13 protein-coding genes and 1 pseudogene are annotated in these 12,757 nt (G+C 64.9%); 8 read left to right on the forward strand and 6 right to left on the reverse strand.

Translation table 11 applies throughout. The features are described 5' to 3' along the window. Nucleotides 1–48: 48 nt before the first annotated feature. Both ACSKB8_RS19135 and ACSKB8_RS19140 read right to left on the reverse strand, forming a co-directional pair. Nucleotides 49–1,527 carry a glycerol-3-phosphate dehydrogenase gene (locus ACSKB8_RS19135; RefSeq protein WP_438105676.1) on the reverse strand — a complete coding sequence of 493 codons (1,479 nt, stop codon included), beginning with the start codon at nt 1,525–1,527 and terminating at the stop codon, nt 49–51. A gap of 36 nt (nt 1,528–1,563) precedes the next feature. Next, nucleotides 1,564–4,251: a sensor domain-containing protein gene (locus ACSKB8_RS19140; RefSeq protein WP_438105677.1), complete on the reverse strand. Its 2,688-nt coding sequence runs from the start codon at nt 4,249–4,251 to the stop codon at nt 1,564–1,566. A 202-nt stretch (nt 4,252–4,453) separates the two neighbouring features. Here ACSKB8_RS19140 and ACSKB8_RS19145 point away from each other — a divergent pair, with 202 nt between their 5' ends. Further along, on the forward strand, nt 4,454–5,557 hold the full coding sequence (locus ACSKB8_RS19145) for an NAD(P)/FAD-dependent oxidoreductase (RefSeq protein ID WP_438105678.1): 1,104 nt from the start codon (nt 4,454–4,456) through the stop codon (nt 5,555–5,557). 104 nt (nt 5,558–5,661) lie between these two features. On the opposite strand, the gene ACSKB8_RS19150 is transcribed toward ACSKB8_RS19145, so the two are convergent. Further along, nucleotides 5,662–5,841: a YdcH family protein gene (locus ACSKB8_RS19150; RefSeq protein WP_025034152.1), complete on the reverse strand. Its 180-nt coding sequence runs from the start codon at nt 5,839–5,841 to the stop codon at nt 5,662–5,664. Between the two features lie 327 nt (nt 5,842–6,168). Between ACSKB8_RS19150 and ACSKB8_RS19155 the strand changes: the two genes are divergently transcribed. The 3 genes from ACSKB8_RS19155 to ACSKB8_RS19165 all read left to right on the forward strand — a co-directional run bounded on the left by ACSKB8_RS19155 (nt 6,169) and on the right by ACSKB8_RS19165 (nt 7,018). Further along, nucleotides 6,169–6,375: a YdcH family protein gene (locus ACSKB8_RS19155; RefSeq protein WP_091888239.1), complete on the forward strand. Its 207-nt coding sequence runs from the start codon at nt 6,169–6,171 to the stop codon at nt 6,373–6,375. Between the two features lie 151 nt (nt 6,376–6,526). Further along, nucleotides 6,527–6,745 carry a hypothetical protein gene (locus ACSKB8_RS19160; protein WP_370990272.1) on the forward strand — a complete coding sequence of 73 codons (219 nt, stop codon included), beginning with the start codon at nt 6,527–6,529 and terminating at the stop codon, nt 6,743–6,745. Between the two features lie 21 nt (nt 6,746–6,766). Continuing rightward, nucleotides 6,767–7,018, forward strand: a complete 252-nt coding sequence (locus ACSKB8_RS19165; RefSeq protein WP_091888235.1) for a hypothetical protein — start codon at nt 6,767–6,769, stop codon at nt 7,016–7,018. Between the two features lie 2 nt (nt 7,019–7,020). Here the strand turns inward: ACSKB8_RS19165 and ACSKB8_RS19170 are convergent, their stop codons facing one another. Continuing rightward, complete coding sequence (locus ACSKB8_RS19170; protein WP_438105679.1) at nt 7,021–7,731, reverse strand: GGDEF domain-containing protein; 711 nt, start codon at nt 7,729–7,731, stop codon at nt 7,021–7,023. A gap of 141 nt (nt 7,732–7,872) precedes the next feature. On the opposite strand from ACSKB8_RS19170, the gene purE reads away from it, so the two are divergent. Beyond that, a complete protein-coding gene (purE, locus tag ACSKB8_RS19175) occupies nt 7,873–8,361 on the forward strand; it encodes a 5-(carboxyamino)imidazole ribonucleotide mutase (protein WP_091888231.1) in 489 nt (162 codons plus the stop codon). Then, nucleotides 8,358–9,463: pseudogene (locus ACSKB8_RS19180) on the forward strand (5-(carboxyamino)imidazole ribonucleotide synthase). Before purE ends, ACSKB8_RS19180 begins: the two are co-directional and overlap by 4 nt. A gap of 82 nt (nt 9,464–9,545) precedes the next feature. Here ACSKB8_RS19180 and aqpZ read toward each other — a convergent pair. Continuing rightward, on the reverse strand, nt 9,546–10,268 hold the full coding sequence (aqpZ, locus tag ACSKB8_RS19185; protein ID WP_438105680.1) for an aquaporin Z: 723 nt from the start codon (nt 10,266–10,268) through the stop codon (nt 9,546–9,548). 261 nt (nt 10,269–10,529) lie between these two features. Here aqpZ and rpsU point away from each other — a divergent pair, with 261 nt between their 5' ends. Together rpsU and ACSKB8_RS19195 are read left to right on the forward strand one after the other, a co-directional pair. Next, the gene (rpsU, locus tag ACSKB8_RS19190; RefSeq protein ID WP_008546194.1) at nt 10,530–10,826 is read left to right on the forward strand and encodes a 30S ribosomal protein S21; all 297 of its coding nucleotides are present in this window, start codon (nt 10,530–10,532) and stop codon (nt 10,824–10,826) included. Nucleotides 10,827–11,054: 228 nt separating this feature from the next. Continuing rightward, the gene (locus ACSKB8_RS19195; RefSeq protein WP_438105681.1) at nt 11,055–11,705 is read left to right on the forward strand and encodes a tetratricopeptide repeat protein; all 651 of its coding nucleotides are present in this window, start codon (nt 11,055–11,057) and stop codon (nt 11,703–11,705) included. A 21-nt stretch (nt 11,706–11,726) separates the two neighbouring features. Here ACSKB8_RS19195 and ACSKB8_RS19200 read toward each other — a convergent pair whose 3' ends face one another. Further along, nucleotides 11,727–12,671: a hypothetical protein gene (locus tag ACSKB8_RS19200; RefSeq protein ID WP_438105682.1), complete on the reverse strand. Its 945-nt coding sequence runs from the start codon at nt 12,669–12,671 to the stop codon at nt 11,727–11,729. Nucleotides 12,672–12,757: the final 86 nt, after the last annotated feature.

Below are 12,757 nucleotides of genomic sequence, written 5' to 3' on the forward strand. Positions count from 1 at the left end.
CCTGCCAGCCCCGATTCCGCCGCACGCTAGCGGCCGATCGTCCCTAGCTCAACCGGTTCGGGATGAATCGTTCACATCCGACATGAACGCGGCCAGCGCGTCGCGATCAGCCGCGGGCATGGTCAGGCCGAGCTTGGAGCGGCGCCACAGGACGTCGTCGTGAAAGCGAGCCCATTCGCAGGCCATCAGATAGCGCACTTCGGCGCCGGTCAGTTCGGGACCGAAGGCGGGGCCGAGCTCTTCACGGGTCTTCGCCTCGCCGAGCACCGCCGGCAGGCGCGAGCCATAGGCCGCGACCAGGCGCTGGGCCTGCGGCTCCGAAAGAAAGCGCCAGCGGTCTCGCGCGAGGTCGACCTCGGTGTCGAAACGATCCCAGGCAAAGTCCCCGCCCGGTAGCGCCGCGCCGGCGGTCCAGCGCGGCGACATCGGATAGAACGGCGTCAGCTTCGTTATCGCTCGCTCCGCGCGCAGGCGCGACGTCGTGACATCGCCGCCGAACATGGTGATCAGCGGCGCCTTGCGCCGGCGCGCGTGGAACAGGGTCGTGCCATCGCGTTGCCGCACGGACGCCAGCGTCAGATCGACACCGGAGACCGTCCGGACCACGTCGCTCGGGGTCACGCGCTCGCGGAAATAGCGGCTGGCCGCCTCGCAGAGATAGCTGATGTCGGCTCCCGGCATCGCCACGATCGCGGGATCGCCGGTGAAGTCGTGCGTCACCGTGCCGATCAGGGTGAAGTCGCGCTCGAAGGGCTGGGCAAAGATCAGTCGTCCATCGTTGTTCTGGAAAACGTAGACGTTATCGGAATAGAACAGCCGCGGCACGATGATCTGGCTCATCTGCGTGGCGGCCATGGCGGGCTGCGGCTGCCGCAGCACCGTCTCCGCGACCATCGGCGTCCAGGCGCCGGTGGCGTTGGCCAGAGCCCGTGCCGTGATCGTACGGCGGTGGCCACGATCGACCACCGCAAGCCGCCAGGTGTCGGTTCGATCGGCGCGGACACAGCGCGCCCCGGTCCGGATCGCCGCGCCACGTTCGGCGGCATCGAGCGCCGTGAGCACCACCAGGCGGGAATCATCGACGACGCAGTCCGAATATTCGAACGCCGTGCCGAACGGACGCTTCAGCGCGTTGCCGACCGGATGATGCGTGATGTCGAGGGTCGTCGCGACAGGCAGCCCATTCCGGCTGGAGAGGCTGTCATAAAGCAACAGGCCGGCACGCAGCAGCCATGGCGGGCGTTCCTCGGAATGGGCGGGGATGACGAAGTGCATCGGCCGGACCAGATGCGGCGCGATCCTGAGCCAGGTCCGGCGCTCCGCCAGCGCCCGCCGCACCCGCCAGAAGCCGCGCCGTTCCAGAACCGACAGATCGCCATGAACGAGCCGCGGCGTCGCCGACGACGCGCCGGCGCCGAGATCGCCCTGCTCGAACAGAATGACCCGCAGGCCACGGCCAGCCGCATCGCGCGCGAGGCTGACACCGTTCAAGCCGCCGCCGATGATCGCAAGGTCGTAATCCGCCATGAGGCCGTTGAGAAGGAGCGAAGCGCCCCATCATCATTAGCCGGTCTTGAGCGCAAGCTCCATGACCTCAGCGCGGCCGACGAGGCCTGCATATTTCCCGATCGGCAGAGGCTTGCCGAGCAGATAGCCCTGCACGCCATCGCAGCCCTCCTTGGCAAGGAAGGCGAGCTGATCGAGGGTCTCGACGCCCTCGGCGATGATCGACATTTCGAGGCCGTGACCGAGATCGATCACAGCGCGCACGATCGCCGCCGATTGCGGGTTGCGGCCGAGATTGATGATGAAGGCGCGGTCGATCTTGATCTTGTCGAACGGGAACGCCTGGAGATAGCTCAGCGAGGAATAGCCGCTGCCGAAATCGTCCATGGAGATCCGCACGCCGAGCGCCTTCAGCCGGCGCAGCAGCGCAAGGCCGCGGTCGAAGTCCTCGATCAGCACGCCCTCGGTGATCTCGAGCTCGAGCCGACCTGGTGCAAGGCCGGTCTCGATCAGGATCGAATGGACGAGGCCAACCACGTCACCGTGCATGAACTGCGCCGGCGACAGATTGACCGCGACCTGGAGCGGTTTTGGCCAGGACGCGGCCTCGCGGCAGGCCTCGCGCAGAATCCACTCGCCCATCTCGACGATCAGGCCACTCTCTTCCGCGATCGGGATGAATTCGGCCGGCGAAACCTGGCCACGCACCGGATGCTGCCAGCGCGCCAATGCTTCGAAGCCGATGATCTCGCTCTCGGCGACGCTGTGGCCGGCGGCGCCCTGCGGCTGGAAGGCGAGCGAGAGCTCGCCATTCTTGATCGCCATCGAGAGGTCCTGGTGCAGCACGCGGCGGTCGCGGATCTGCTGGTCCATCTCCGGCTGGTAGAGGCTGATCGTGCCGCGCGACTTCTGCTTGGCGCGGAACAGCGCCGCGCCGGCATTGGCAAGCAGCGAGGCGCCATCGGCGCCATTGTGGGGGAAGATCGACATGCCGGTGGTGGCGCCAGCACGGACCGGTCGGCCGTCGATCTGGAATTCCCGGGCGACGGCCTCACCGAGCTGCTGCGCCAGCGCCAGACCCGCCTCCGGCTGCTTGCCATCGATGATGAGGCCGAACTCGTCGCCGGACAGGCGCGCCACCACGCCGCCGCGCGCCGAATCCTGGAGCCGCTGGGCCACCTCGATCAGGAGCTTGTCACCGAGCGCATGGCCGAAGACATCGTTGACCTCCTTGAGGCCGTCGAGGTCGACGCAGAGGACGGCGAACTCCTCGCCGGTGCCTTCGCAGGCCTCGATCATCTGGGTCAGCGCCTGGAGGAAGGCGGCGCGGTTCGGCAGGTCGGTGAGGCCGTCGTGATAGGCCATATGCGCCATGCGCGACTCGGTCTGCCGGCGATCGGTGACGTCCTCGTGGGTCTTGATCAGATATTGCGGGTCGCCGGCATCGCTCAGCACGGTGGCGCGGCGGGTCAGGAACAGCCGCAGGCCGTCCTTGGTGGAAATCGGATGCTCCTCGGTGATCATCCCGCGCTTCTTGATCGCGGCCTCGTCGCGCGCGATGATCAGCTTGGCTTCCTTGGGATTGAAGATATCGGCGGCGGTCAGGCCCGTGGCCTCCTCGCGCCTGCGGTTGAGAATCGTCTCGGCGCTGCGGTTGGCGAGCAGATAGCGGCCATCCTTGACCTGCTCGACGATCAGCGCCACCGGGATGTTGTCGACCACGAGCTCGAGGAACTTCTTGGCGCTCTCCAGCTCCTGCGACAGTGAGCGGCGGTCGGTGATGTCCTCGAAGACCAGCAGCAAGAATCCGGGCCGATTGCTTTCATTGCGGACCGCGATCCGGATCGAGGCGACCATGCGCCGCTCCCCGCCACGCTCGACCTCGAATTCGTTGCGGAATTGGCCGTCCGGCGAATTGAGCGCGGCCTGGTCGGCCGCCTCGATGCTGGCCGCCGAGGCGGGCGCAAACAGCTCGCGCGCATTCTTGCCGACGACGTGATCCCGCGAGAAGCCCCAGAAGCGCTCATAGGCGGTGTTCGCAAAGATGTAGCAGCCGTCCTCGATGTTCTTCGCGGCAACACAGGCCGGCACGTTGTCCAGCACCGTTTCCAGGAACTGCTTGGTGGCGGCGAGCTGTTGCGACAGCCTGCGCTGTTCGCTGACGTCGAGATGCGTCGCCACCGAGCCGCCGTTCGGCAGCACGTGAAATTTCACCAGGATGGCCCGTCCATCCGGCAATTCGGTGATCAATCCGTTGCTGCTTGTCGCCTTCTCGTAGAACTCGTCGTCGGAGGCGCCGCCGAGCACCCCGCGCTTGCGTCGCAGCGCGAGGAGTTCGTAGCCGTTCATGTTGGCCCGGACATCCGACCGCGTCAGGCCATAGATATCGAGATAGCGGTCGTTGCAGAAGATGACGCGCCGCTGCGCATCCGTCATCACCACGCCCTGGTTGAGATTGTTCATGGCGGAGGAGACGAAGGCATTGCGCCGCAGCTGCAAACGCCTGGTCCGGCGCAGCGAGGAATGGATCCACAGCGCGATCGCGGCGAGAAACGAGCAGACGACGAGGCCCGCGATCAGGACTTCCCAGATCACGCTGGCATCGAGCTTGGCGAGATCACCTGGAGCGGTGAAGCTGTCCGACAGCGCAACGGCGCGTGCGGGCGCGACCGCGCCGGCCAGGCACAGGACGGCCTGCACAGCGATCGGAAGCGTGCTGCCCACGTGCCAGTTCTTCTCAGACATCAGCCACCCGCTATTTCAACGTCGGATTGTCTGGCTTCACGGGTTTGGATCGGGTAAACGCCTGTATGTGCAACGGAAAAATTTGACGCGAAATACGGCAATTGCCCTGACATGATAAATGCTTCCTTAACGGAAAACGGCCGCGCGCCCTCGATTCCAGAGCCGCTGCCACCGGCGCTTCCAGCGGACGTCCTGCACGACCATGGATAAAGTCGATTGCGTCGTCATCGGAGCCGGCGTGGTCGGGCTCGCGGTGGCTCGACGGCTCGCGCAGGCCGGACGCGAGGTCATCGTGCTCGAGGAAGCCGAGGCCATCGGCACCATCACCTCCTCACGCAACAGCGAGGTGATCCATGCCGGCATCTACTACCGCGCCGGCAGCTGGATGGCGCGCATGTGCGTCGGCGGCAAGCACGCGCTCTACCGCTACTGCGCCGAGCGCGGCATCCCGCACAAAAATTGCGGCAAGCTGATCGTCGCGACCAGCGCGAAAGAGACGGAGAAGCTGCAATCGATCAAGGCACATGCCGAGGCCAACGGCGTGCTCGACATGCAGCTGCTTTCGGGCGAGGCCGCACGCGCGCTGGAGCCGGCGCTCGCCTGTGACGCCGCGCTGCTGTCGCCGTCGACCGGCATCATCGACAGCCACGCCTACATGCTCTCGCTGCGCGGCGACGCCGAGGAGGCCGGCGCGGCCTTCGCGTTCCACACGCCACTGGTCCGTGCCAAGGCAGCCGCCGGCGGTATCGAGATCGAGGCTGGCGGCGAGGCGCCGATGACGCTGCAATGCGACCTGCTCATCAATGCTGCGGGGCTCTCGGCAACGACGGTGGCGCGCAACATCGACGGCATGCCGCTGGACCGGATTCCGCCGGCCTATCTTGCCAAGGGAAATTACTTCAGCTGCAATGCAAGGGCGCCGTTCTCGCACCTGATCTACCCGGTGCCCGAGCCCGGCGGGTTAGGGGTGCACCTGACGCTGGACATGGCAGGGCAGGCCCGCTTCGGCCCTGACGTCGAGTGGATCGAGACGATCAATTACGAGGTCGATCCGTCACGCGCGGAGCGCTTCTATCCCGCGATCCGCAAATACTGGCCGACGCTGCCCGACGGGGCGTTGATGCCGAGCTATTCAGGCATTCGCCCGAAGATCGTGCCGCCGGCGGTGGCCACGCAGGATTTTCTGATGCAGGGCCCGCGCGATCACGGCGTCGCAGGCTTGATCAACCTGTTCGGCATCGAATCGCCGGGACTGACGTCGTCGCTTGCGATCGCCGATCACGTCTCCGAACTCGCAGACATCTAGGCGCCGCGCAAATTTTGCACGACGCACATTGCAGCAGGGTGAGCGCAAACGCACTCATCCCCGCTTGAAAGGGTATGATCAACTCTACGCTGTTACGGGGGTCACTAGTGGAGCGTGTCGCCTTGCTTCAGACGCTCGATCTGGTCCTTGACCATCAACTTCCGGCGCTTCAACTCAACAATTTGCAGGTCGTCTGTTGAAAGGTGCACGAGAGCTTCGTGCAATTCGTTTTCGAGAAGTTTGTGCTTCCGTTCCAATTCAACAAGATGTGCCTGAATTGTCATTCGAAACCTCCTCGGTAGGGTTGAACCTCAGGATTCGATCCGGACGAGAGACTGTACATCACCGATTCGTTCTGTCGATGGGTATCCGTCGTCGCGGCGTCATTTTTGAAAATTCATATGTAACGAAGCGTGAGTAAGGAACCACGCGAGAAAAATCCATGATATCAATGCGTCTGCGCGGCGGCGCAGCGACTCGCAGAATATGTTGCGGGAGATCGGCGGGCAATGACCGCAGATCGCTTGCGGTCACGCCGCGCAAGGACGATAATTTCCACAGGGCATCCACAGCCCAGATCTCACGCCTATCGGTTTTCGGCCACCGCAGACATGACCAATGAAAACGAGCGTGAGCTCGAAGTCGAGCTCACCCGGTTGCAGCAGGAACACCGAGATCTCGATGCGGCGATCGATGCACTGCATCAATCGCCCGCCCCCGACCTGTTGCGGTTACAGCGGTTGAAGAAGCGTAAGCTCTTGTTGCGCGATCGCATCGCGTTCATCGAAGACCAGATCACGCCCGACATCATCGCCTGAGCCCTGAGCCGGTCGTTCGCGGCGGCTCGCCGTATCCGAATCCGCTTGACTCAAAAAGAACAAAATAGGAACATTCAGGACGACCCGGCTCCAGACAGGCCAGGGAAAACGCCAAGGGAAAACGCCAAGGAAAGGCAGAAGGACAACGCAGATGTCGGCAACCGCCCTTCTCGACAACAGCCATTATGAACAAGCTTGCGATCAGGCGATCGCGATGTGCGACGGCAATCTGCGCAGCACCATCAAGGCGCTGATCATGGCCAATGAATATCTGGAAGCCGAGCTGGCGGAATTGCAGGCGGCGATTTCCGCCGGCTGCATTCCGGAGACCTCGCTCAGCAAGATGCGGAGCAAGAGCAGCGCCGCCTGAGTTCAACATCGGAGCAACGCCATGTCGGATGTGACCTACTACGTTGCAATGCCCTTCCTGATCGATGCTGACGGATCGCCCGTCGCGGGCGCCGCAGAGGAGTGCCAGAGTTCGGCGGCCGCGTTGCGGCGGGCCGAAATCTTGTCGCGCGGTGCCGGTCACATCGGCGCGATCGCGTTCAGCCGCAGCGGCGATCCCATGACCGGCGAATTCGGCGACGCCACACTGCTGCGCAAGTTCGGCAATGTGCCGCAAGATCTCACCACGCTGTAGGATCAGCTGCTGACGGGCCTGATCTGCCGCTCGTGGCGCCGGTGCGCCTTGCGCACATACATGGCGGCATCGGCTTCCTCGAGGGCGCGGCCCGCGTCGGACTGCGGCCCCAGCAGCGCCACGCCAGCCGAAGCGCCCGCAACCACGTGCCGGCCCTGAAACGTGAAAGACAATTCGTCGATCGCCTGCTCGAGGATGGCGGCCTTCGCCTTGGCGTCGGTCTCGCTGAGATTCCACAGCAACAGCGCGAACTCGTCGCCGCCAAGACGACCGACCACATCCGAGGCGCGGACCCGCCGCGTCAGCGTCGCGGCAATCGCCTTCAGCACCTCGTCGCCGGCGGCGTGTCCGAAGGAATCGTTGATCGGCTTCAGCCGATCGACGTCGAGCACGATCAGCGCGCCGCTGGCGCGGTAGCGCTTCATGTAGGCAATGGCACGGTCGAGCTCGCGCTCGAAACCGCGCCGGTTCGGAATCTCGAGCAGGAAATCGGTGTCAGCGGCCGCCTCGAGCTCCGCGACCCGCCGCTCCGCCGCCTTGAGCTTGCTCCGCAAGCCGCGGATGGTCGCCTTGATGGTTTCCGTGGCGCCATCGGCCGGCGTCCGGCGCCGCGCCGGCCTGGCCGGACGCTTGGCAGCGGCTTTGGAGCGGCTGGCGCTGGTCTTTCGGCCCGTTTTGGCCTTCGCAGCACTCGCCCTTTTTGGTTTCTTCATGGGCATCCTGCTCAATGAAGGCTTGCGGGGATTCACCAAGACAGGATAGTGCATTCCCTTCTCCTTGCCACCGCCTTGCGAGCCGCCGGCCGGAACCTTTAATCTGGCCTATCTTTCTGTTTTCCGGGCACATTTGACGTCATGACCGCGCCGATCGCCATCATCATGGGAAGCCAGTCGGACTGGGACACGATGCGGCATGCCGCCGATACGCTTGCCGCGCTCGGTGTCGCCGCCGACACCCGCATCGTTTCGGCGCACCGCACCCCCGATCGGCTGTTCGCTTTCGCCAAGGGCGCCAAGGCGGCGGGTTACAAGGTCATCATCGCCGGCGCCGGCGGCGCCGCGCACCTGCCGGGCATGGCGGCGTCGCTGACGGAACTGCCGGTGTTCGGTGTGCCCATCGAATCGAAGACGCTCAAGGGCCTCGATTCGCTGTATTCGATCGTTCAGATGCCCGCCGGCATCCCGGTCGGCACCCTCGCGATCGGCAAGGCCGGCGCGATCAATGCGGCGCTGCTGGCGGCTTCCGTGCTGGCGCTGTCCGACCCCGCCCTGTCCGGTCGCCTGGCCGCCTGGCGCAAGGCGCAGACCGAGGCGGTTGCCGAGCGTCCGGAGGACAAGGCGTGACCGACGCCAGGCAGGTGAAGCTGAAGCCCGGTGACACCATCGGAATTCTCGGCGGCGGACAACTGGGCCGGATGCTGGCCATGGCTGCGGCGCGGCTCGGGCTGCGCTGCCAGATGTTCTCGCCCGATCCGGATTCGCCGGCCTTCGACGTGGTCCTGAATGCGACCTGCGCCGAATATGCCGATGTCGAGGCGCTCGAGCTGTTCGCCAACGACGTCGACGTCATCACCTACGAATTCGAGAACGTGCCGGCGGCCGCCGCGATGGTGCTGGATGCGCGCCGCCCGGTGCTGCCCAACCGGAAGATCCTCGAGACCACCCAGGACCGGCTGGCCGAGAAGGATTTCGTGACGCGGCTCAGCATCGGCACGGCCGCCTATGCCGACGTCACCTCCGTCTCGTCGCTGCGCGAGGCGATCGCGCGAATCGGTCTTCCGGCCGTACTGAAGACCCGCCGCTTCGGTTATGACGGCAAGGGCCAGGCCATCATCCGCGAGGGCGACGACATCGCCAAGGTGTGGACCAGTCTCGCCACCAAATCGGCGATCCTGGAGGCCTTCGTGCCGTTCGAGCGCGAGATCTCCGTGATCGCCGCGCGCTCGGCCGCGGGTCAGGTCGAGTGTTTCGACGTCACCGAGAACGAGCACCGCGACCACATTCTGAAGATATCGCGCGCGCCCGCGCCGATCCCGGATTTCTCGCCGAGGAAGCGCGCAGCGTCGCCGGCAAGATCGCGACCGCGCTCGACTATGTCGGCGTGCTCGCCGTCGAGATGTTCGTGCTCGCCAATGGCACCGGACCGAAGGTGCTGGTCAACGAGATCGCTCCGCGCGTGCACAATTCCGGACACTGGACGCTGGACGGCGCATCCATTTCGCAGTTCGAGCAGCACATCCGCGCCATCGCCGGCTGGCCGCTCGGCAAGCCCGTGCGCCACGGCGAAGTCGTCACCATGACCAATCTGATCGGCGACGAGATCAAGGACTACGACAAGTGGCTGACCGTTCCCGGCGCCACGGTGCACATCTACGGCAAGGGCACGCCGCGCCCCGGCCGCAAGATGGGACACATCACCGAAGTCAGGCCGATGAAAGGCACGTGAAGGGACCGCAGCAATCGCTGCGATCCCCCTAATGATCTTTCCGGAAAACCGCTGCACACTTTTCCGGATCATGCTCTAGCGATTACGCGGTCTTCACGCCTGCGACGATGCCTGTGGGCTCCTCGCTGAGCCAGCGGTAGATCACCCCGCCCAGCGCGCCGCCGATCAATGGCGCGACCCAGAACAGCCAGAGCTGCGACAGCGCCCAGCCGCCGACGAACAGCGCGGGACCCGTGCTGCGCGCCGGGTTCACCGAGGTGTTGGTGACGGGGATGCTGACGAGATGGATCATCACCAGCGAGAGCCCGATCGCGAGCGGCGCGAAGCCCGCGGGCGCACGGCCATGGGTGGCGCCCATGATGATGAACAGGAACATCATGGTCATCACCACCTCGGTGAGGAAGCACACGATCATGCTGTACTGGCCGGGCGAATGCGCGTCATAGCCGTTGGACGCGAAGCCCTTGGTGACGTCGAATCCGGGCGCCCCGCTCGCGATGACATAGAGCAGCCACGCGGCAACGATCGCGCCCGCCACTTGGGCGATCACATAAGGCAGGATCTGGCCGGCCGGAAAGCGCCCGCCGGCGGCAAGGCCGATCGTGACGGCCGGATTGAGATGGCAACCCGAGATGTGGCCGATCGCATAGGCCATGGTGACGACGCTGAGCCCGAACGCCAGGGACACACCGACGAGACCGATGCCGACCTGGGGAAAGCCGGCGGCAATGACCGCGCTGCCGCAGCCTGCGAATGTGAGCCAGAAGGTGCCGATGGCTTCCGCGGCGTATTTTTTCATATCCATGTGTCAGTCCCCTGATTTCAAGTTTCCGGAGCAAAGCTCCGGAAACGGCCCCATCATTGGCACCGAATCGCCAAATCGGGGCCGCACAGAGGTATTTTCGCCGCATTTAATGGCCGAACTTGGCCCAAAATCCCCCTTGGCCGGTGGACATCTGCAGTTTTGTCTGATACATCCGCGCGCTCAAGGTTAAGGGCTTGCGCGTTTCGCCATCCCCTTTGACTTATCAGAATTCAAATCCGATCCACCTGAAGAGGATGCCGCGTGCAGGTTCTCGTTCGCGATAACAATGTCGATCAAGCCCTCAAGGCGCTGAAGAAGAAGATGCAGCGCGAGGGAATTTTCCGCGAGATGAAGCTCCGCGGCCATTACGAGAAGCCCTCAGAGAAGAAGGCCCGCGAAAAGGCCGAAGCCGTGCGCCGCGCGCGCAAGCTGGCCCGCAAGAAGCTGCAGCGCGAAGGCCTGCTGCCGATGAAGCCGAAGCCGGTGTTCGGCGCAGGTCCCGGCGGTGATCGCGGTGGTCGTGGCGGCCCCGGTGCGGGTCCGCGCGGACCGCGCTGATCTACCGGATCTTGCAAGACTTCAGTTTTCGATGACGCGGGCCCCTGGCCCGCGTTATTGTTTTGTGAGCGGCGCCTTCGCTGGGACGGGGGCACTACCGATGCGGCGCTAAAGCGCGATGAGATTGGATTGAAAGCCATCGCGCTTTGGTTTGATGTTTGAGCATGATTCTTTCGGAAAACCGCTGCACACTTTTCCGGATCATGCTCTAGCGCGAGCGAACCGTAGATGGCCTCCCCTTTCCCCGAGCGCAGCTTGGCGCGGCTGCGCCAGATCTGGCAGCGGCCGTTCGTGCTGGCTTTGATGGGGATTGCGCTGTGCAGCTGCTCCTTCGATCTGGGATCGCTGATGCCGGAGAAGGAGAAGCCTCAGGAGGCGCCGAAGGCGACTGCGGCCGCCGAAAGCGCGGTCAGCGCCGTCAATGTCAGCGAAGCCCAGGTCCACACGGCAAAGGCCCAATCCCTGGCGAAGTCAGGCGAGACCGCAGCTGCGCTCGACGAGTTCAATCGTGCGGTCGGGCTCGATCCCTACAATGCGCAGGCGCTCTATGGCCGTGCCTTGATCTATCAGGGCAATAACCAGCACGATTTCGCTATCGCCGATTTCAGTGCTGCGAGCGGGCTCAACCCGCAGAAGGCCGAGCCGCTGCTCGGCCGCGCCACCAGCTATCTCGCGCTCGGCAAGGTCAAGGAGGCCGCAGCCGATCTGGACGAGGCCTCCGAGGCCGATCCGCACAACGCCCAGGTCTGGACCACCCGCGGACAGGCCTATGAGCGGCTGGGCGACAGGGCCAAGGCAGCGGCGTCCTACACCAAGGCGGTCTCGCTTCGCCCACGCGACGATGCCGCCCGCAGCGGCCTCGCCCGCGTCGGCGGCTGACAGCGCGGCTCAGATGCCGTCCTAATCGGGGGTGGCGGGCTTCGGCAGAACGGCGTGGAACATCGACTTCATGCCGGACAGCATTTCATCGGCGACATTGGTCTTCGGCCGCTGCATGGTCGTGGTCGCGCCGGCGTCGGCACGCAGATCGAGCGGGGGTGCGATCACCGGCACGGGAATATCAGCCGGCGGCGTCACCCGATTCGGGTCGTCATTGCCGACCGAGGCCGTATAGGGCGGGTTGACCGGCGACGAGCCGCCATTGCCATAGGCCTCGGATGACGGCGTCGACACCGTGATCGGCGGCGGCAGCGGACGCACCGTGGACGGCTCCGCAGTGATCACACGCGGGGCCTCCGGGATGCGGGCGGCTTCTCTCAACCCTGGCTCCGCCGGCCTTTCAGCGGACTTGGTTTCCGAAGACTTGGTCTCGGCCGATTTGGCCTCAGCGGCTTTGCCCTCAGGCGATTTGCGCAGACGCTCGATCGCGGCGCGCACGAGGTCGTTGGCGTCGGGGCTCGCGGCTGGGGAAGCCGCAGCCGGCGCCGAATTGGCCTCCACCACCGGGGCGGTGGCGGGAGCCGCGGCAGCCGGAGCGGTGGCCGCAGGGGCGGACTTGGCGACCGCCTTCTCGCGTGCGGGGGTGCGGCCACGCGGGCTGGTCTCGGCAGGAGCCACGTCTGCGGCCTTGGTCTCGGCAGGCTTCTCGGCCGCCGCCTTGTCCGTCACGTTCTTCTCGGAAACGCTCTTCTCGGAGACCCCCTTGGCCTTGACGCCGGGTGCGGGAAGGTTGGCGGTGTCCGCCGGCTTGCGCTCACTGCCAGTCTGGGCAGGCGCCACCACGGTCGCAGGAGCATCAGGCGCGGGCTTGGCATTGATGTAGTGATTAACGATGTAGGCCCCGATGATCGTCGCGAGCACCGAGGGGAAAATATCCATCGAGATTTTAGCGAGGTATTTCAGCATTTCTCGGCCACTCCCCGCGCGATCTGATGCGGGAACTTTGGGGCATTGTGAGGGATCAACTGCGACGGATCGATGGCAAACGGTAA

Origin of the sequence: Bradyrhizobium sp. BR 1432 (genome assembly GCF_051547705.1) — a bacterium.
GTDB classification, from domain to species: Bacteria; Pseudomonadota; Alphaproteobacteria; order Rhizobiales; family Xanthobacteraceae; genus Bradyrhizobium; species Bradyrhizobium zhanjiangense.